The sequence below is a fragment of the Streptomyces platensis genome (assembly GCF_008704855.1).
GTDB lineage: Bacteria > Actinomycetota > Actinomycetes > Streptomycetales > Streptomycetaceae > Streptomyces > Streptomyces platensis.
This window is the reverse complement of record NZ_CP023691.1, coordinates 5,887,934-5,906,463: the sequence shown is the minus strand read 5'-3', so window position 1 is coordinate 5,906,463 and position 18,530 is coordinate 5,887,934. Positions and strand designations below refer to the sequence as shown.

Annotated in this window: 22 protein-coding genes; 11 read left to right on the top strand and 11 right to left on the bottom strand. The window is 71.1% G+C overall.

The window, feature by feature from the left end:
- Positions 1–52: 52 nt before the first annotated feature.
- The gene (locus tag CP981_RS26340; RefSeq protein WP_018087464.1) at positions 53–235 is read left to right on the top strand and encodes a DUF6104 family protein; all 183 of its coding nucleotides are present in this window, start codon (positions 53–55) and stop codon (positions 233–235) included.
- Positions 236–348: 113 nt separating this feature from the next.
- Here the strand turns inward: CP981_RS26340 and CP981_RS26335 are convergent, their stop codons facing one another.
- A complete protein-coding gene (locus tag CP981_RS26335) occupies positions 349–822 on the bottom strand; it encodes a hypothetical protein (protein ID WP_085922880.1) in 474 nt (157 codons plus the stop codon).
- Positions 823–973: 151 nt separating this feature from the next.
- On the opposite strand from CP981_RS26335, the gene CP981_RS26330 reads away from it, so the two are divergent.
- Both CP981_RS26330 and CP981_RS26325 read left to right on the top strand, forming a co-directional pair.
- Positions 974–1,915 carry a DUF4097 family beta strand repeat-containing protein gene (locus CP981_RS26330; protein WP_085922879.1) on the top strand — a complete coding sequence of 314 codons (942 nt, stop codon included), beginning with the start codon at positions 974–976 and terminating at the stop codon, positions 1,913–1,915.
- 2 nt (positions 1,916–1,917) lie between these two features.
- A complete protein-coding gene (locus CP981_RS26325; protein WP_085922878.1) occupies positions 1,918–3,078 on the top strand; it encodes a PadR family transcriptional regulator in 1,161 nt (386 codons plus the stop codon).
- A gap of 93 nt (positions 3,079–3,171) precedes the next feature.
- On the opposite strand, the gene CP981_RS26320 is transcribed toward CP981_RS26325, so the two are convergent.
- Positions 3,172–4,335, bottom strand: a complete 1,164-nt coding sequence (locus CP981_RS26320) for a serine hydrolase domain-containing protein (RefSeq protein ID WP_085922877.1) — start codon at positions 4,333–4,335, stop codon at positions 3,172–3,174.
- Between the two features lie 360 nt (positions 4,336–4,695).
- Here CP981_RS26320 and CP981_RS26315 point away from each other — a divergent pair, with 360 nt between their 5' ends.
- Positions 4,696–5,577, top strand: a complete 882-nt coding sequence (locus tag CP981_RS26315) for an SCO6745 family protein (protein ID WP_085922876.1) — start codon at positions 4,696–4,698, stop codon at positions 5,575–5,577.
- An 82-nt stretch (positions 5,578–5,659) separates the two neighbouring features.
- On the opposite strand, the gene CP981_RS26310 is transcribed toward CP981_RS26315, so the two are convergent.
- From CP981_RS26310 to CP981_RS26290, 5 genes are all read right to left on the bottom strand, one after another.
- Positions 5,660–6,223 carry a Clp protease N-terminal domain-containing protein gene (locus CP981_RS26310; RefSeq protein WP_085922875.1) on the bottom strand — a complete coding sequence of 188 codons (564 nt, stop codon included), beginning with the start codon at positions 6,221–6,223 and terminating at the stop codon, positions 5,660–5,662.
- Positions 6,223–6,432, bottom strand: coding sequence for a helix-turn-helix domain-containing protein (locus CP981_RS26305; RefSeq protein ID WP_085922874.1), 210 nt, complete (start codon positions 6,430–6,432; stop codon positions 6,223–6,225). The genes CP981_RS26310 and CP981_RS26305 overlap by 1 nt, the downstream gene beginning before the upstream one ends.
- A gap of 125 nt (positions 6,433–6,557) precedes the next feature.
- Positions 6,558–7,178, bottom strand: a complete 621-nt coding sequence (locus tag CP981_RS26300; RefSeq protein ID WP_208852981.1) for a HutD/Ves family protein — start codon at positions 7,176–7,178, stop codon at positions 6,558–6,560.
- A 44-nt stretch (positions 7,179–7,222) separates the two neighbouring features.
- Positions 7,223–8,185: a zinc-binding dehydrogenase gene (locus tag CP981_RS26295; RefSeq protein ID WP_085922873.1), complete on the bottom strand. Its 963-nt coding sequence runs from the start codon at positions 8,183–8,185 to the stop codon at positions 7,223–7,225.
- Between the two features lie 161 nt (positions 8,186–8,346).
- Entirely contained in the window at positions 8,347–9,570 is a 1,224-nt protein-coding gene (locus tag CP981_RS26290; RefSeq protein ID WP_085922872.1) for an NAD(P)-dependent malic enzyme, read from the bottom strand.
- Positions 9,571–10,101: 531 nt separating this feature from the next.
- Between CP981_RS26290 and CP981_RS26285 the strand changes: the two genes are divergently transcribed.
- The 3 genes from CP981_RS26285 to CP981_RS26275 all read left to right on the top strand — a co-directional run bounded on the left by CP981_RS26285 (position 10,102) and on the right by CP981_RS26275 (position 12,874).
- The gene (locus CP981_RS26285) at positions 10,102–11,073 is read left to right on the top strand and encodes an ABC transporter substrate-binding protein (protein ID WP_085922871.1); all 972 of its coding nucleotides are present in this window, start codon (positions 10,102–10,104) and stop codon (positions 11,071–11,073) included.
- A 62-nt stretch (positions 11,074–11,135) separates the two neighbouring features.
- Complete coding sequence (locus tag CP981_RS26280; RefSeq protein ID WP_085922870.1) at positions 11,136–12,074, top strand: amino acid ABC transporter permease; 939 nt, start codon at positions 11,136–11,138, stop codon at positions 12,072–12,074.
- 47 nt (positions 12,075–12,121) lie between these two features.
- The gene (locus CP981_RS26275) at positions 12,122–12,874 is read left to right on the top strand and encodes an amino acid ABC transporter ATP-binding protein (RefSeq protein WP_085923012.1); all 753 of its coding nucleotides are present in this window, start codon (positions 12,122–12,124) and stop codon (positions 12,872–12,874) included.
- A gap of 71 nt (positions 12,875–12,945) precedes the next feature.
- Here CP981_RS26275 and CP981_RS26270 read toward each other — a convergent pair whose 3' ends face one another.
- The gene (locus CP981_RS26270; protein WP_085922869.1) at positions 12,946–13,707 is read right to left on the bottom strand and encodes a class I SAM-dependent methyltransferase; all 762 of its coding nucleotides are present in this window, start codon (positions 13,705–13,707) and stop codon (positions 12,946–12,948) included.
- 94 nt (positions 13,708–13,801) lie between these two features.
- Between CP981_RS26270 and CP981_RS26265 the strand changes: the two genes are divergently transcribed.
- Complete coding sequence (locus CP981_RS26265; protein WP_085922868.1) at positions 13,802–14,431, top strand: CGNR zinc finger domain-containing protein; 630 nt, start codon at positions 13,802–13,804, stop codon at positions 14,429–14,431.
- Here CP981_RS26265 and sodX read toward each other — a convergent pair.
- Positions 14,335–14,799, bottom strand: coding sequence for a nickel-type superoxide dismutase maturation protease (gene sodX / locus CP981_RS26260; RefSeq protein WP_085922867.1), 465 nt, complete (start codon positions 14,797–14,799; stop codon positions 14,335–14,337). The two genes, CP981_RS26265 and sodX, sit on opposite strands and share 97 nt — an antisense overlap.
- Positions 14,800–14,995: 196 nt before the next feature.
- Here sodX and sodN point away from each other — a divergent pair, with 196 nt between their 5' ends.
- Entirely contained in the window at positions 14,996–15,391 is a 396-nt protein-coding gene (gene sodN / locus CP981_RS26255; RefSeq protein WP_030085982.1) for a superoxide dismutase, Ni, read from the top strand.
- A 231-nt stretch (positions 15,392–15,622) separates the two neighbouring features.
- Here the strand turns inward: sodN and CP981_RS26250 are convergent, their stop codons facing one another.
- Both CP981_RS26250 and CP981_RS26245 read right to left on the bottom strand, forming a co-directional pair.
- Complete coding sequence (locus CP981_RS26250) at positions 15,623–16,174, bottom strand: HAD domain-containing protein (protein ID WP_085922866.1); 552 nt, start codon at positions 16,172–16,174, stop codon at positions 15,623–15,625.
- A 35-nt stretch (positions 16,175–16,209) separates the two neighbouring features.
- Entirely contained in the window at positions 16,210–16,854 is a 645-nt protein-coding gene (locus CP981_RS26245) for a class I SAM-dependent methyltransferase (RefSeq protein WP_085922865.1), read from the bottom strand.
- Positions 16,855–16,919: 65 nt separating this feature from the next.
- Here CP981_RS26245 and CP981_RS38810 point away from each other — a divergent pair, with 65 nt between their 5' ends.
- Together CP981_RS38810 and CP981_RS26235 are read left to right on the top strand one after the other, a co-directional pair.
- On the top strand, positions 16,920–17,459 hold the full coding sequence (locus CP981_RS38810; protein ID WP_244329792.1) for an NUDIX domain-containing protein: 540 nt from the start codon (positions 16,920–16,922) through the stop codon (positions 17,457–17,459).
- Between the two features lie 323 nt (positions 17,460–17,782).
- On the top strand, positions 17,783–18,370 hold the full coding sequence (locus tag CP981_RS26235) for a hypothetical protein (protein WP_244329791.1): 588 nt from the start codon (positions 17,783–17,785) through the stop codon (positions 18,368–18,370).
- The last annotated feature ends 160 nt before the right edge of the window (positions 18,371–18,530 follow it).

The following is an 18,530-nucleotide window of genomic DNA, read 5'->3' as shown; positions in this document are numbered from 1 at the left end:
TGAGCCTGCCTATCCTGGCCGGGAATGACCCATGACCCCTGGTGGAGAGCGCGTGTATTTCACTGACCGTGGCATCGAGGAGCTGGAGAACCGGCGCGGCGAGGAGGAGGTCACCCTGGCGTGGGTGGCTGACCAGCTGCGTACCTTCGTCGATCTCAATCCGGATTTCGAGGTACCGGTGGAGCGGCTGGCCACCTGGCTGGCCCGCCTGGACGACGAGGACGAGGACGAGTAGGCCGGCGGGGCGCGGGCCCGGCGCATGCTGCCCGGCCCCCTCCGGCGGAGGTGTCCGCACGCAGGCGGTCCGCCCCTCGGGAGAGCGGCGGACCGTGGCGAAGAATGCGGAGGTCAGGAGCGCTTGATCGCGTCGTGCAGCTTGCGCTGAGCGTCGTACTCGTTGTACAGGGCCCTCTTGCCTGCCCCCCGGTCGTGCTCGACGTACGCCTTCCTGTTGAGGTGCTCGGCGTCCTCGATGAGCGTGGCGGCGTCGCGGACGATCCGCCGGAGCACCCTCGCGTCGTGCGCAGACTTGCACTCGTTGAGGGCGTTGACGAGCTTCCCCCGGGCCGAGTGGTTGTACTTCTCGGCCTTCTTGTAGCTGCGGGCCTCGCTGGCCGAAATGGCCTTGTTGTTCCGCGAGTTGCCCTTCACGATCAGCCCGTGGCAGGCCGAGGCCGTTGAGACGGAAGCGGCGGCAGGCGCGGCCTGGGCAGCGGTGGCCGGCACGCTCAGGGCGGCGCCGAGCACCAGCACCGAGATCAGCCCCGTGGATTTACGCACAGTCAACTCCTCCATGACATAAGCCATCACATCGGTGGTCACCGGCTAGGACTCCCGGCCCGCGGCGCGCGGTTGCATCCGGTGGCGGCGATCACCCCTCGGTACCGGCGCTTGACTTCGCCGATCCGCGATATATCGTGTCCCCAAGAGACGCGATATGTTGCGTTGTGTGGCTATCCAGGGGAGGCCAGGAATGTCAGCCCGGAGCGAGTGGTCGCGACCGATACAGGTGGCCGAGCCACGCACGCTGGAGATCTCCGACCCCCTCGACGCCCTGAACGTGCGCGTGGTCGGCGGCACCGTCAACGTCGTCGGCACCTCGGGCGGCAGTCCGGCCCGCGTGGAGATCAGCGAGCTGCACGGCCCGCCGCTGACCGTCTCGTGCGACCAGGGCACCCTCTCGGTCGCCTACGACGACCTCCCCTGGCAGGGCTTCCTGAAGTTCCTGGAACGCAAGGGCTGGAACCGCAGCGCGGTGATCTCGGTGACGGTGCCGGCCGGCACCCGCGTCGAGGTCGGCGTGGTCGGGGCCGCTGCGGTGGTCTCGGGCATCTCGGGGCGTACGGACGTCCGCGGGGTCTCGGGGGACGCCACGCTCGTCGGGCTCACCGGCAGGGTGCAGGCCGACACCGTCTCCGGCAATGTCGAGGTGCAGTCGGTCACCGGCGATCTGCGGTTCCACTCCGTCTCGGGGGATCTGACGGTCATCGACGGGGCGGGCGGGACGGTGCGGGCGGACTCCGTCAGCGGCGACATGGTCATGGACCTGGACCCCGCCCAGGGCGCGGACATCGCCCTGACCACGGTCTCCGGGGAGGTCGCCATCCGGCTGCCCGACCCGGCCGACGCCACGGTGGAGGCCAACACCGCGAGCGGCACGGTCTCCAACGCCTTCGACGCGCTGCGGGTCAGCGGCCGGTGGGGCGCCAAGAAGATCACCGGCGCGCTCGGCGCGGGCACCGGCACCCTCAAGGTCACCACCGTCTCCGGCGGTCTGGCCCTGCTCCGCCGCCCCGCCTTCGAGGACGAGGACCGGCCGGACGGCCCCGGCGGCGGCCCGGCCGGCAACGGCCCGGCCCCCGGCCCGCAGGGGAACTCCCCCACCGACCCGCCCGCCGAGAAGAAGGTGCTCTGAGCATGCCCCCCGTCTTCGCCCATGGCCGCCTCCGCCTCTACCTCCTCAAGCTGCTGGACGAGGCCCCGCGGCACGGCTACGAGATCATCCGCCTCCTGGAGGAGCGCTTCCAGGGCCTCTACGCCCCTTCCGCCGGCACGGTCTACCCCCGGCTGGCCAAGATGGCGGCCGAGGGCCTGGTGACCCACACGACCGAGGGCGGCCGCAAGGTCTACTCGCTCACCGACGCCGGACGGGCCGAACTCGCCGACCGCGGCGGCGAGTTGGCCGACCTCGAACTGGAGATCCGGGAGTCGGTCGCCGCGCTCGCCTCCGACATCCGGGAGGACGTCAGCGGTTCGGCGCGGGATCTGCGCCGCGAGATCCGGGAAGCCGCCCAGCAGGCCCGCAGGGACGCCCGGGACTCCGGAAAGGCCGGGCGGACCGGTGAGGGCACCGCGGACGCCGGGGACGGCGCCGGCGGGCGGCCGTTCCCGGACGCCGCCGACTACCTCGACGGCGCGTTCGGCGACAAGGAGTCCTGGCAGCAGGCGAAGGAGGAGTTCCGCCGCGCCAAGGAGGAATGGAAGGAGCAGGCCCGGCGGGCCAAGGAGGAGAGCCGGCGCGCCAAGCAGGACGCCCAGCGGGCCCGTAAGCAGGCGAGGGACGCCCAGGTGTTCGCGCGCGAGGAGGTCCAGCGGGTCCTCAAGCGCGTCCAGGAGCAGGCCCAGGGGGCGGTGCGGTCGGGTGACTGGTCGGGCGCGGTGCGCGAGGCGCTGTCCGAGGTGTCCCGCGAGGTCGGCCGCTTCACCGGGGGTCCGTCCGACGCCCGGCGGAGCGACGGCGAGCCGGGCGCGGCCGGGCGGACCGGCCGGGACAACGGGACGAAGGTGACGGTCGAGCGCGTCGATCAGGCCGGGGAAGGCCCCGGTCAGGACGCGGCGGCCGAGGCCCCGCCGGCCCCGGAGTGGGCGAAGGAACCGGCCGGCGACGACCCCGCCCGCGACTTCGACCGCCTGCTGGACCGCTTCCGTGACGATCTGCGGGACGCGGCCCGCGATCACGGGGTCACGGCCGCACAGCTCAGGGAGTCCCGCCGCCGGCTGTCGACGGCCGCCGCCCATATCGGCGCCCTGCTGCGCCACCCGGAGCAGTACGCGTCCCGCACCGACCCGGACGACTGAGCCGCCGGGCCCGCCGGGCCGGGACGACGGCTCGTTACACCCCGCGGCGGGGCGGGCGCCTCAGGGTGCGCCCGCCCCGCCGCGGCCGTCCGGTCAGCTCCCGGCCACGGGCTCCGGCGCCCCGACGCAGGTCCGCACCGCGCCGATGAGCCGGTCGACGCGCGGGTCGGCACCGGCGCCCATCAGGTTGGCGGTATAGGCGAAGCCGACGCCGAACTCGTCGTCACCGAAGGCGAATTGGCCGCCCGCCCCGCTGTTGCCGAAGGAGCGCGTGCCGAGCAGCCGGCGGAACGGCGAGTCGACGAGGAAGCCGCTGCCCCAGCGGGCACCGAGGTCCGGGAACCCCGACCAGGACGCACCGCCCGACACCTGCCGGACCGCGTCGGTCACGGTGTCGGCGCCGAGCAGCCGCGGCGCGCCGTCCACACCGGTCGCGACCGCCGCGTACAGGGCCGCCAGCCCGCGCGCGGACGAGACCGCGCCCGCGGCGGGGAATTCGGCGGTCAGCAGGGCGGGCGAGTTGTAGCCGTGCGGATCGTCGAGACCGGGGAAGGGCAGCACGCCGTTCATCGTCAGGGCCCGCATCGGCAGCAGGTCGGCGCTCGGCAACGGCGCCCGCCCCGCGGCCTCGGCGAGCCGGGCCAGCCGCGGCACCTCCGTCTGCGGCATCCCGATCCAGGTCCGCAGCGCCAGCGCGTCGCCGATGGCCTCGCGGAAGTACCTGCCGGGCGTACGGCCGGTCAGCCGCCGGATCAGCTCGCCGATGAGGAAGCCGAAGGCGTGCGCGTGGTACTCGAACGCGGTGCCGGGCTCATACAGCGTCGGCTGCTCCTCCAGGGCACGGATCACCGGCGTCCACCGGGTCAGCTCCTCGAAGGTCAACTGCTTCTCGACGAGCGGGATTCCGGCGGTATTGGCGAGCACCATCCGGGTGGTGATCGCCTCCTTGCCCCGCTGGGCGAACTCCGGCCAGTGGTCGGCCACCGGGGCGTCCAGGTCCAACGCCCCCTGCTGGGCGAGCAGATGGGCACAGACACTGATCAGGCCCTTGGCGACGGACATGACGGGCAGGACGGTGTCCTCGTCCCAGGCCCGCCCGGTCCGGTCGTCGGCGGTCCCGCCCCACAGGTCGACGACCTTGCGCCCGCCGGCGAACACGGCCACGGCGGAGCCGAGTTCCCGGCCCTCGGCGAAATTCCGGGCGAAGGCGTCCGCGACCGCCCCGAATCCCTCGTCGGCCCATCCGTGCTGTGACATCTGCCGCTCACTTCCTCGCGTCGTACGGCCCGGCCCCCGTGGACCGCGACCGGGTCACCGTACGGGCGCGGCCGTCCGGGTTCGACCGAATTTCCGTTGTACGAGGGGGTGGTGAGCCACCGGACCCGCGGCGGCCGGAACCGGAATTCCCCAACCGGGCTTCTGTTACCCACAGTTGCCATCTGCGGTCTGGATTCACGCGGCGTAATCGGGGAAGTCACTACTTCGCACGGCTTTTCGTCCGGCACCGGGTTCCAGGGAGCCCCAGCTGCCCGGTTCCGCGGGGCCGACGGCCGTGTTCCGGACCACGGTCCACGTCTCCCGTCTGCGCACGCATCGTGAAGGCCATGAGGGAAAGCGATGTCGGAATACCTTGCGGTCGCCCGCCGGATGTGGCACCTGCTGGAGCCACTGCACGCCACCCTGTACTTCGCCCCCGAGGCACGCCAGGTCGCCGCCGGCCTCGGCCATGAGGTCGCCTCCCGCTGGCCCAGCTACTTCGCCTGGCGGACGGCTCCGCTCGGGGCCGCCGGGCCCGAGCTGGTCGCCGCGACGTACTACACCTTTAGTCCGCGGATGATCACCCGGTATCTCCCCCGGATCTGGACCGTCGCGGAACCGGCCAAGGTGCTGGACGCCCGGCTGGTGGCGATGGACCGGGCGCTGACCGCCCTCGTCGACGGCCGGCTGACCACCGCCCAGCTCACCGAGGCGGCCGGACTCGCCCGCCAGGCCGCCGAGAACGCCGGTACCGCCGCCCGCCCGCTGGCCGCCGCCAACCGCGATCTGCCCTGGCCGGACGCGCCCCATCTGGTGCTCTGGCAGGCCGCGACCGTGCTGCGCGAGCACCGCGGCGACGGCCATCTGGCGGCCCTGCTGACCTGCGAACTCGATCCGTGCGAGGCCCTGGTGTCGTTCGCCGCGATCGGTGCCGCGCCGGCCGCCGACTTCGTGGGGCGCGGCTGGAGCGCACAGGAGTGGAGCGATGCCCGGCACCGCCTCGCCGCCCGCGGCTGGATCGCCCCCGACGGCACCGCCACCGACCGCGCCCACAAGGAGCGCGAGGCGATCGAGCGGACCACCGACCGGCTGGCGGCCGGACCGTGGCGGGCGCTGGGCCACTCCCGCGCCGAACGGCTGGCGCAGCTGCTCACCCCGCTCCTCTGCGCGGTCTTCGAGGCGGGCTATCTCCCCCGGCACAGCACCCTGGGCATCGGGAGGGTGAAGGTCGGCCACCTGTAGGGGCGGGCCCGCAGGGGTGCCGTAGCGGCCTGCCGGACGATGTGCGAGGCGGCCCCTTCCACCACAGGGCCGCCCGCCCGGCTCAACTCGCGCGCCGGCCCCGCGTCTCGTCCAGCAGCCGCACCACCGCGTCATGCGTCACCCCGTGGTCGGCGAGCACCGCCCCGGCCGGTCCGGGCCCGGCGGTCAGCGCGAGCAGCAGATGCTCATCGCCGAGCGACCGCTCGCCCCGGCCGACCGCGATCCGCAGGGCGCGCTCCAGTACGGCCCTGGCCTCCGCGGTGAACGGCCGGCGCACCCGCTTCCGGCGCCCGGCCGTCCCGTCGGCGGCCAGCGCGCCCACCCCGTGGGCCTCCTCCACCCGCGTCACGATCGCGTCGATATCGATCCCCATCCCGGCCAGCGCCGCCGCGTCGGCCGTCGACACCCCGCCGCGCCGGCGCACCTGCGCGAGGGCGTCCGCCACCGACTCCCGCCGCTCGTGGACACCGAGCGCGGCGAGCACCCCGGCGGCCGGGGAATCCGCCCGCTCCAGCAGTGCGAGCAGCAGCTCCGGTTCGCCGATCGCGCCGCTCCCCGTACGGTCCGCCTGCTCCACCGCGCCACGCACCACCGCACGCGCCCCGGCCGTGAACTTCTCGAACATCAGCGCCTCCCGTGCTTCTTGTGCACTGCCTGCCTGCTGACACCCAGCTCCGCCGCGATCTCCTGCCACGACCAGCCCTTCGCGCGGGCGATGCGCACCTGCACGGCTTCGAGCTGCTCCAGGAGTCGGCGGAGCGCGGCCACGGCGCGGAGCCCCACCCGGGGGTCCCGGTCACCGGCCCGCTCGGCGAGATCCGTTGCTTCGGTCATGGATGTCAATGTACGTTGACACCTCGGGGGCGTCAACCATCATTGACGCACCGGGCGCAACTCGGCCCGGAGCAAGCACACTTGAGGGATATCGGGCGGAAGGCGCAGCCTCGGTACCGGCGGGCTCAGCCCTCGGGACGGGCCGGGTCGGCGGCGGACAGGGCGATCAGCGCCGCGGTGCCGTCCGTCCGCATCTCGACGGGCGCCGCGTCCGGTCCCGTCAGCAGCGCCGCGTCGAACCGCGCCAGCCGCACCTCGGGTTCGCCGGCCGTCCGGAGCCGGGTGTCCCCCTCGACGGCCACGATCAGTACGGCCTCCGGGCCCTCGGCGGCGCCCTCGGCGGGCCGCCGGACCGGCGCCACCACGCGGCGCCCCCGCACCCGCTCCACCGTCGCGGCCGCCCGCCCCTCCCGCAGCATCACATTGAGGTTGACGACGGGGCCGTCCAGCAGCCGGGAGCCGGTCTCCGCGCCGCCGGGGAAGGCGAACGGGTGGCAGCGGTCCGTCAGGCGCCGGGTGGTGCCGTCCACCGTCAGCTCCAGCCCGGCCCCGTCGGCGACGGTGAGGATCCGGCGGACGCCGGGCAGCGGTGAGTACGGACCGTCCCGGGTGACGTCCGCCAGGCTGACCCGCCAGGCGAAGGCGTCCCAGCCGGCGCCCGGCGGGTGGACGGCGACCTCCCGGGTCACCCCGCCGCCGTTGCTCCACGGCATGGCGGGGCGCCCCGCCGCCCGCAGGATCCGCACGTCGCGCAGCCTTCCGGTGAAGTGGTGGTGGGCCCGTCAGGCCGTCAGACGGTCAGCACGATCTTGCCGAACAGCTCACCCTCGGCCATCTTGGTGAACCCCTCGCGCGCCCGGTCCAGCGGCAGCGTCGAGTCGATCACCGGCCGGATGCCCTTGGCCGCGCAGAAGCTGAGCAGCGAGGCCAGCTCCTCCTTGCTGCCCATCGTGGAGCCGACGATCTTCAGCTCCAGGAAGAAGATCCGGTTGAGCTCGCCGCTCTTCGGGGTGAAGCCGCTGGTGGCGCCCGAGATGACCAGGGTGCCGCCGGGGCGCAGCGACTTGACGGAGTGCGACCAGGTGGCGGCGCCGACCGTCTCGATCACCGCGTCCACCCGCTGCGGCAGCCGCTCACCGCTCGCGAACACCGCCTCGGCGCCCAGCTCCAGCGCGCGCTTGCGCTTGGCCTCGTCCCGGCTGGTGGCGAAGACCCGCAGCCCGGCCGCGGCACCCAGCACGATGGCGGCGGTCGCCACCCCGCCGCCCGCGCCCTGCACCAGGACGCTGTCCCCGGGCCGTACGCCCCCGTTGGTGAACAGCATCCGGTACGCGGTCAGCCAGGCGGTCGGCAGACAGGCGGCCTCCGCGAAGGACAGCTCCTTCGGCTTGGGCAGCACGTTCCAGGAGGGGACGGTGACCTGCTCCGCGAACGTGCCCTGGTAGCGCTCGGTGAGGATGGAGGGCTTCTCCCTGGGGCCGACGCCGTGGCCGGTCTGCCCGATGACGGAGTGCAGGACGACCTCGTTGCCGTCCTCGTCGATACCGGCGGCGTCGCAGCCGAGGATCATCGGCAGCGCCTCGTCGGTGATGCCCACCCCGCGCAGCGACCACAGGTCGTGGTGGTTGAGGGAGGCGGCCTTGACGTTGACGGTCGTCCAGCCGGGGCGTACGTCGGGGGCCGGGCGCTCCCCCAATTCGAGGCCGTTCAGCGGCTGGTCACGGTCGATGCGGGCGGCATAGGCAGCAAACATGATCCCAACGTAGGCCGCGGCCGGGCGCTGCGGTACCGCGTACGGGTGTGACACGCACCGCGTCGGCCCGGCCGCACACCGCCACCACGACGGAGCCGGGCCCGCACCCCTGAGAGGTGCGGGCCCGGCCCGTCGTCGTGCGCCCCGCGCGGGGGGGGCGGTCAGCGGCGTGCCACGCCCTCGGCGCGGGCGGCGGCCGCGACGGCGGCGGTGACGGCCGGGGCGACCCGCTCGTCGAACGGCGAGGGGATGACCCGGTCGGCGCTGAGCTCATCGGCGACCACGGCGGCCAGCGCCTCGGCGGCGGCGAGCTTCATGCCCTCGGTGATCCGCGACGCCCGCACCTGCATGGCTCCGGCGAAGATGCCCGGGAAGGCCAGCACGTTGTTGATCTGGTTCGGGTAGTCGCTGCGCCCGGTGGCGACCACGGCCGCGTACTTGTGCGCGATGTCCGGGTGGATCTCCGGGGTCGGGTTGGCCATCGCGAAGATCAGCGAGTCCTTCGCCATCTTCGCCACCGCCTCCTCCGGCACCGTGCCGCCGGAGACCCCGATGAAGACATCGGCGCCGTCCAGCGCGTCCTCCAGCGAACCGGTCAGCCCGCCCTTGTTCGTGAAGCCGGCCACCTCGCGCTTGACGTCCGTGAGGTCGGCGCGGTCGGTGGAGACGATGCCCTTGCGGTCGCACACCGCGACGTCTCCGATGCCCGCCTCGATGAGGATCTTGGCGATGGCGACACCGGCCGCACCGGCGCCCGAGATGACCGCCCGCAGCGCACCGAGCGAACGGTCCGTGAGCTTCGCGGCGTTGCGCAGGGCGGCCAGGGTGACCACGGCGGTGCCGTGCTGGTCGTCGTGGAAGACCGGGATGTCCAGCGCCTCCTGGAGGCGGCGCTCGATCTCGAAGCACCGGGGCGCCGAGATGTCCTCCAGGTTGACACCGCCGAAGGACGGCGCCATCCGGACGACGGTCTCGATGATCTCGTCGGTGTCGGTGGTGCCGAGCGCGATCGGCACCGCGTCGACGCCGCCGAACTGCTTGAAGAGGATGGCCTTGCCCTCCATCACGGGGAGGGAGGCCTCCGGGCCGATGTCGCCCAGGCCCAGCACCGCGGTGCCGTCCGTGACGACGGCGACGACCTGGGACTTCCAGGTGTAGTCGTGCACCAGCTCGGGCTGCTCGGCGATGGCGCTGCACACCTTGGCGACGCCCGGTGTGTAGGCGAGGGACAGGTCGTCCTTGTCCCGGACCGGCACGGTCGCCTGAATGGCCATCTTGCCGCCGCGATGCAGCGCGAACGCCGGATCGAAGGCGTCGTCGGGCGCACCGTCCGCGTCCGTACCGCTCTTGCTGTCGCTGCGAGGATTGACGATCTCCGCTGCCACTTGTCTTACCCCTTTTATTCGTAAATCTGCTGAGGGTGGCCACTCCCTGGTTGAGGGGTGGGCGGGCACCGCGTCCGCGCCCTGCTCGGCAGATACCTGCCGCGCGGGGGGAGGTACGGACGCCGGGCGCGCCGCACACGCGCCCTGAGCCCCGGATGAGGGGTGTAACGCACCTTTCTACCTGACGGGCGCGGGCCCCGACGAGTCAGATTCATTACCCTCGGGTTCAGAGCTCCGACAATAACGGCGAAATACGCAAAAAACTCAGAAGAGTGCGCTCTCCACCGTCCCGGATTCCGAGATGCCCGGAGCGGACCCGCCCGTCCCGGGCCGTTCACCGCTGGGAAAGCTCCCGTGTGGCATCCGGCCGCCACCTCGGCGTCCCCGTCCGTTATCCGATTTTGACCTGAACGACAGTCCGAATACCGGAGTCCGGATGGCAGGATTCCGTCACCAACCGAGGTCGCGACGCCCGAAGGTGTGCCCCGGCCCTTTTGTCACGTCGGCTTCTCCATCCGCAGGAGGCTCAGCATGACCGCAAGCACCACACGTCGCACGGCCGCCGGCAGGTCTCGCACAGCCGTGGCCGCAGCGACCGCGGTCGCCGCCTCGCTGCTGTTGCTCAGCGCCTGCGGCGACCAGACGAATGAGGCCATCGCCAAGCGTGAGGCGAAGAAGAGCCGCAACGTCAATGCCCCGCTGTTCAAGACGCTGCCCAAGGACGTCCAGGAAAAGGGCTTCCTCCAGGTCGGCTCGGACATCACCTACAAGCCGGTGGAGTTCCGCTCCAACGGCAGGATCGAGGGCATCGACCCGGATCTCGCGGCGGCGATGAGCAAGGAGCTGGGCATCAAGCTCAACTTCAACAACGCCACCTTCGACACCCTCATGGGCGGTCTGAAGTCCAAGCGCTACGACATCGCGATGTCGGCGATGACGGACACCAAGGAGCGCCAGGAGGGCATCGACAGCAACACCGGCAAGAAGATCGGCAAGGGCGTCGACTTCATCGACTACCTCAACGTCGGTGTCTCGCTCTACACCCGCAAGGGCAAGACCAACGGCGTCGACGGCTGGGAAACGCTGTGCGGCAAGAAGATCGCGGTGCAGCGCGGCACGGTCTCGCACGACCTGGCCAAGGACAAGTCGAAGGCCTGTGAGTCCAACGACTCGGAGCCGATCGCCATCGAGGCGTTCGACAACGACTCCGAGGCCCAGACCCGGCTGCGTACCGGCGGCGTGGACGCCGTCTCCAGCGACTACCCGGTCGCGGCGTACGCGGTGAAGGTCTCCGGCCACGGCAAGGACTTCCAGATGGTCGGCGGCGCGCCGCTGAAGGCGGCCCCGTACGGCATCGCGATCCCCAAGGGCCAGGAAAAGCTGCGGGACGCGCTGAAGGCCGCCGTGGAAGGCGCGATCAAGAACGGCTCGTACGCCAAGGTCCTGGACAAGTGGGACGTCAAGGACGCCGCGGTCAAGAAGGTGCAGCTCAATGGCGGCTGAGCCGCCGAACGCCGCCCCATCCGCTCCGCGCACCTCCCGCCGAATGCTGAAAGGCAACACCCGTGTCAGTTGACGTCGACAAGTCGGCCCAGCCGCCGGCAGATGCTCCGCCGCCCCAGTCCCTCAAAGCCATCCCCGTACGCCATTACGGACGCTGGGTGGCGGCGATCGTCGTCATCGGGCTGATCGCTCTGCTCGGCAGGGCCTTCGCCACCGCGGACGTCAACTGGGACGCCATTCCCCAGTACATGTTCAACGCGGACATCCTCAAGGGTCTGCGGAACACCCTGCTGATCACCGTGCTCTCGATGATCATCGGCATCGTGGGCGGCGTCATCCTGGCCGTGATGCGCCAGTCCAAGAACCCGGTCACCTCGACCGTCGCCTGGTTCTACGTCTGGTTCTTCCGCGGCACCCCGGTCTACGTCCAGCTGTTCCTCTGGTTCAACCTGGGCCTCGTCTTCCAGTACATCGACATCATGCCGATCTACAAGGACGAGTGGTCGGACTTCATGACCCCGTTCCTGTGCGCGCTGCTGGGCCTCGGCCTCAACGAGGCGGCGTACATGGCGGAGATCTGCCGGGCCGGCCTCAACGCCGTCGACGAGGGCCAGACCGAGGCGGCGCACGCGCTGGGCATGAGCCACGCCAAGACGCTGCGCCGGATCATCGTGCCGCAGGCGATGCGGGTGATCGTGCCGCCGACCGGCAACGAGGTCATCAACATGCTGAAGACCTCCTCGCTGGTCATCGCGGTCCAGTACTACGACCTGCTCCAGGCCGCCCAGAACGTCGGCCGGGACTCCGGCGTCGTGGTGGAGATGCTGATCCTCGCCGCCGCCTGGTACCTGATCGCGACGACGGTGCTGAGCATCGGCCAGTACTACCTGGAGCGCTACTACGCCCGCGGCTCCAGCCGGCAGCTCCCGCTCACTCCGCTCCAGCGCGCCAAGGCGAAGCTGTCCGGCGGCTTCAACCGCTCCGCCGGAGGTGCGGCATGACCAGCAAGATGACGACGACCAAGGCCGCGGGCACCAGCGGCGGCCCGATGGTCAAGGCCGAGGGCGTCCACAAGTCCTTCGGCGCGGCCCACATCCTCAAGGGCATCGATCTGGAGGTGGCGCCGCGGGAGGTCTTCTGCCTGATCGGCCCGTCCGGCTCCGGCAAGTCGACGTTCCTGCGCTGCATCAACCACCTGGAGAAGGTCAACGCCGGGCGACTGTCCGTCGACGGTGAACTGGTCGGCTACCGCGAGCACAACGGCAAGCTCTACGAGCTGCGCGACAAGGAGGTCGCCGCCCGCCGCCGGGACATCGGCATGGTCTTCCAGCGCTTCAACCTCTTCCCGCACATGACCGCGGTGGAGAACATCATGGAGGCGCCGATCCAGGTCAAGGGCGAGTCGAAGTCCGCCGCCCGGGAACGGGCGGTCAAGCTCCTGGACCGCGTCGGCCTGTCCGACAAGGCGGGGAACTACCCCTCGCAGCTCTCCGGCGGCCAGCAGCAGCGCGTCGCCATCGCCCGTGCGCTGGCGATGGAGCCGAAGCTGATGCTCTTCGACGAGCCGACCTCGGCCCTCGACCCGGAGCTGGTCGGTGACGTCCTGGACGTCATGAAGGACCTGGCCGCGGACGGTATGACGATGATCGTCGTGACCCATGAGATGGGCTTCGCCCGGGAGGTCGGCGACTCGCTGGTCTTCATGGACGACGGTGTGGTGGTCGAATCCGGCCACCCGCGCGAGGTCCTCGGCAACCCGCAGCACGAGCGGACGAAGTCGTTCCTGTCGAAGGTGCTGTAGCAACAACGGAGCGCGCCGTCGCGGTGGAGAGGTTCCACCGCGGCGGCGCGCTCCGTTGTTGCCGGGGCGGTCTACTTCAGGCCCAGCACCAGGGCGTCGGTGGGCGAGGCCCATACCGGCCGGGCCTCCGCGAAGCCCGCGTCGCGCAGCACGGCGGCGTGCCACGCGGCCGACGGGGTGTCGCCGTCCGCGTGCTCGCCGTAGATCTCGAAGCGCTCGGCGGTCGGCGCGGCCAGCCGCGGATCGGCGGCCGCCAGCTGCCACCACTCGGCCCAGCCGACGGCGCCGGCCGCCTGCGCCGCGTCCATCCGCGCATGCCGGAAGACCCGCTCGGCGGCGTTGATCCGCGGGGTGCCCTCGTCGGGCATGTGGTCGGCGTTCATGAAAACGCCGCCGTCCCGCACCAGCGTGCCGAGCTGCCCGTAGAGCGCGCGCAGATCCTCGGTGTGCAGCCAGTGCAGCGCGGTGGCGGTGAGCACCGCGTCGTAGGTGTCGTGCGGCAGCTTCTCGGTCCACCGGGGGTCCTTGAGATCGGCCCGCACGAAGCGGACCCGGGGCTCGCCTTCGAAGTACCCTTCCGCGATGGCCAGCAGCGCGGGATCCAGATCGACGCCCACACTCCGGGCCTCGGGGAAACGCTTCAGCAGCCGGTCGGAGATACTGCCCGTGCCGCATGCCAGATCCAGTACCCGGGGCGCGGGGCCCACCAGGGCCTCGACCATGTCCAGCATCACCCGGAACCGCTCCTCGCGGTCGGGGAGGTACCACTCCTGCTGGCGGTCCCAACTGTTCTGCCAGGCTTGCCAATCGGCGCCGACGACGGTCTCGGTCATCGCTTCCCCTCCAGGCCGTAATACCCTCGTAGTGAGGACGCCCCTTACTACGAGCATGCATCCGTACCTTAGCCTTCGCCCGTAAGGACTACAAGTGGAACTGGCCTATTACTCGGACTATGCCGTGCGACTGGTCAACACCGAACAGCCCGAGCGCGGCACCGACACCCTCACCTCGGTCGAGGTCGTCCGGGAGCTCTTCGGCCCGGCCCAGCAGGCCGCCCGGCGCGCGACCGAAAGCGACGTCACCAGGCTGCGCACGGTCCGCGCCCGGCTGCGCGCCGTCTTCGAGGCCGCCGACGCCGGTGACGAGGTGCTGGCCGTGGACCTCCTCAACGCCCTGATGATGGAGTTCCCCGTCAGCCCGCAGATCTCCGGCCATGAGTTCCGGAACGACAACGGCCGCCCCGACTGGCACATGCACATCGCCGACCACGCCGCCAACGCGACCGCCGGCTTCACCGCGACCGCCTGTATGGGGCTGGCCTTCCACCTCACCGAGCTCGGTGTGGACCGGCTGGGCATCTGTGAGGCGCGGCCGTGCCGCAACGTCTACCTGGACACCTCGACCAACCGCTCCCGGCGCTACTGCTCCGACCGCTGCGCCACCCGCGCCAATGTCGCCGCCTACCGCGCCCGCAAGCGCCTGGAGAGCGAGCGCGCGGCCCGTACCGGCCGGACCGCCGAGACGACCCAGGACAGCACCCCGGCCACCGACCGCTGAATGCCCCGCGGCGGCCGCACCCGGACCCAGGCGCGGGCGATGACCAGTTCGTCCGGGACCACCCCGAATTCGCGGCTGTCGTTCTCGACGAACGGATTGTCCCCCTGGACCCACCAGCCGCCGTCGCGCCGCTGCACGGCCCGCTTGACGATCAGCAGATCCTGCCGGAACGGATGCCGCAGCACGACCACGTCACCGGTCCGCACCGCCGCCCCGTACCGGACCACCAGCTGGTCCCCGGGCCGGAGCGTCGGCACCATCGACGGGTTGTACACCTCGGCCAGCCCGAAGGCACGAAGGAGGCCGCCCCGCTCCTGCCCCGCGTCCGCGTCCCGCTCGGGCTCGCGCTCGTGTACCCGCTCCGCCATCCCGTACCTCCCGGTCCGACCCTCCCCCGGACTCCGTCCGGGGGCACCCCCATCTCGCTTCGCTCACCGGCCCATCCTCCAACAGTCCCGGCGTGACACCGGACTTTTGCCCTAAGACCCCCGGCCCGCCCGAGAAAAGCCTTCCCGCACCGAGTAATCTCGCACCTGAGAAGACGATCACGAGGAAGGACTGAACATGCTTTCGCGCCTGTTCGCCCCCAAGGTGAAGGTCAGCGCCCACTGCGACCTGCCCTGCGGCGTCTACGACCCGGCCCAGGCCCGCATCGAGGCCGAGTCGGTCAAGGCCGTCCAGGAGAAGTACCAGGCCAACGAGGACGCGGACTTCCGCACCCGCGCCGTCCTGATCAAGGAACAGCGCGCCGAGCTGGCCAAGCACCACGTCTCGGTGCTGTGGAGCGACTACTTCAAGCCCCCGCACTTCGAGAAGTACCCGGAGCTGCACCAGCTGGTCAACGACACCCTGAAGGCGCTCAGCGCCGCCAAGGGTTCCAACGACCCGGCGACCGGCCAGAAGGCTCTGGACTACATCGCCCAGATCGACAAGATCTTCTGGGAGACCAAGAAGGCCTGACCCGGCACAGGCGGACCCGCGGCTTCGCGGGTCCGGCCCAGCCGATCTGTCCGCACCCGGTCCGCATACCGCCGAGCACGGCGGCCGTGACGGAGCGGGTGCGGTCTTCTTCTACGGCAGCAGAAGTGTTCCCTCGGGGAACGCCCGGCTCGTTCCCTGAGGAAACGATGCCTTCCGTTCAGTTTCTGAATGGCGAACGTGATGCCCTCGCTGCCCGTGGCAGCGAGGGCATCAATCGTCAGACGCACGGGCCGCGGGTGACTGCGAGACCCACGTCGTGACCTCTGTCAGGTGCTCGGCCTGCAGCCCGAGGTGTGGGTCGGGCTGAACGAGGAGAGTCGCCGTTCCTTTGACGGTGCGCTCCGCCGCCCAGGTGTGGTCGAGGCTGGTGAAGTCGTCGTCGATCCAGACAGCGGGGGCGTTGCCCAGCCATGCGTCGACGTGGTCGCGTTTCCACAGGTAGCCCTTGGGGTGGCTGGTGGTGATCTGCGGACGCGGCAGGTCGATGTGCGGCAGAGGCGGGAGGCCCAGTAGGGGCCCGATGAGGGTGGCGGCGTCCTGCCGCCAGCTGGTGCACCAGACCGGGGTGACCAGGCCGGTACGGATCACGTCCATGAGCATGGGGCTGTGGGCGGGGTCGAGCCAGACGGTGACCGGGTTGTCGGCACTCCGGCCAGTAGGAACGACCTCGTGGCGGGAGTGGGTGGACGGGATCGAGCCGTCTGCGCCGGGGAAGGGAATGAGAACGCCGTCGATGTCGAGGAGCAGGTAGGGCGGACGCATCAGTTTCCTCCAGGGGACGCCGGGGCGAACGGCTGTCAGAGCTTGCGGGCGCGGATCAGCAAGGTGGTGGGCCAGTGGCCCATGCGGGGGTCGTGGAACTCCTGGGACGCGGTGAGCCAGAAGCCCGCGCGGCTGAGGTGCTTCTCCCAGCAGTCGGTGGCGAACTCCCAGCGAGCGATGGGGAGCCGGGTCCGGTCGGGGAGGGTGACGTGGTCGCGGCGCGGTCGGTCGTCGGCAGCGGGGCGTCGGCCGCCGCGCTGCGGGTGGGGGACGGAGAAAGCGAGCACCCGGCCGGGCGTGAGGCGCTGGGCGATGGCCGGGAGAAGGAGTTCGGGGGCGACGAGCCCGACGGCGCCGAAGACGGAGTAGATCGCGTCGAACTCCTCGTCGGAGGCGTGCAAGTAGTACAGGGCGTGTCCGGCGACGAAGGTGAGGTTGTTCAGCCGTCCGTAGTGGGAGCGGGCGCGGCGGACCTGGAGGCCGACCAGATCGACGCCGGTGACGTGGGCGCCGATTAGGGTCCCCCCTGCTCGAGCGGAGCCGAGAGCTCGGGGAAGGGTGGCGAGGTGGGCAGCGTTGTGACCGGGGCCGCAGCCGAGTTCCAGGAGACGCTTGCCGCGCAGGTCGGGGCCGAGGATCTCGGCGCCGGGCCCTTGCCCGGGTCTCGTGGTCCACTCCATCCGGGCGGGTACGGCCAGAGGTTCGGCAAGTCCGGCGGCGGTGCGCTGAAGGGCGTGGGCGTGCCATGGGGAAGGTCACCGGTCCCGGCCTGCTCGACCTCGCCAGCTGGCACGGCACCATCGAGCCCCCGCACCCCGTGCGCCTGCGCGTGTTCCTGGAGCAGTACGTCAGCGCCGGCGGCACCCCCGACGCCCTCGCCCCGCGCGGCGGGCTCACCGCCGAGAACTGGGCCCTGGGCTGGCACCGCATGTGGGCCATGTGGGACCTCCCCGTCGGCAAGAGCGAACCGGGCGAGCCCATCACCGAAACAGCGGTCCGCGAGCTCTACGAGGAGACCGGCCTCACGGTGAAACCCGAGTCCCTCAAGGTCGCCCACATCATCCACGGCGCCTGGGGCGTCGAAGCCCCCAACGGCTTCCTCACCGTCGTCTTCGTCACGCACGAGTGGGCAGGGGAGCCGGAGAACCGCGAACCTCGCAAGCACAGCCAGGTCCGTTGGATCGACGCCAACGCCGTCCCCGGGAACTTCGTAGACACCACCTCCAGCGCACTCCACCAGTACCTGGCCGGAGGCCCCGAAGTCTCCCTCGACGGCTGGAAGTAGAGAGGTTTCGAGTCCTCCGGGGGCTGAAGCTACGGATGTTGACGTTCCTAGTTAGTTTCTTGCGCCTGTGTCAGCCCCAGCAACTGTGGCGCCCCTAGGCGTTTCTGACCGGATTTCGCCCTGCCATCGCCAGCTAACCACCGCGCTCCGCGGCCCGAGCCGGATACGGGCATTCGTTCGAGCGCCCTGGCCTGCCCCCCGTACGCCCCTTGAACGCGCTGGCGCCGCCCCGTTATGTCCGACAACCTCCCTTCCTGTGCGCTCTGACGCCGTGAGGCTTCGGCGCGGGGCCTCACCCATCAGCTTCGCGCGAAAGGGAATTCGTGCCTCATTTATCGCGAACCGGCAGACGCTCTCTGGCCCTCGCGGCCGCCACCCTCCTGTCCCTCGGCCTGGGCACGGCAACGGCCACCGAGGTGAGTGCGGCTCCGGCGGCCGACGTCGAAATCATCGACGGCTACACCCGGACGGTGCGGGAATCGGCCGGCATCGCCGTCGAGTGCCCTGCGTATCAGGTCCTGATCGGCCGGAGTCACTCCGGCGACGAGAACGGCAGCACGACGTACTACTGCGGCTTCATCCTCATCTACGGCGAGCTCGTCCACGTCAGCCCGCCCACCTGGAGCAGTGCCCAGCGGGAGAGCAACTCGTTCTTCGCGGCCGCACCCCACAAGGCGCTGGTCGGCCGGGTCCACTCCGGCGATGAGAACGGCTCCACGAGGTACGCGACCGCCTCGATGACCTGGCAGGGGCGACCGGTGACCCTGACCTCGTACCGCTGGACCCCGGGCCAGCGGGAGAGCTCCAGCCATTCGCGAGCCGGCGCGGGAGAGGTCATGACCGGGCGTCAGCACAACGGGGACGAGAACGGCCAGACGTTCTACCAGTACGCCAGGGTCTCCCTGGGCTGAGCCGGGTACTGAGGCCGCTGCCTGCGGCCACCGCAGGCAGCGGCCTCGGCGTGCGAGCCGGACACCGTACCGGCACTCCCTCCGGGCCGCGCGCCGACCGCCGGTCCGGCCGCCGCTTCAGCAATGCCGCGCCACCGCTCGAAAGCAACAGAAATGACGA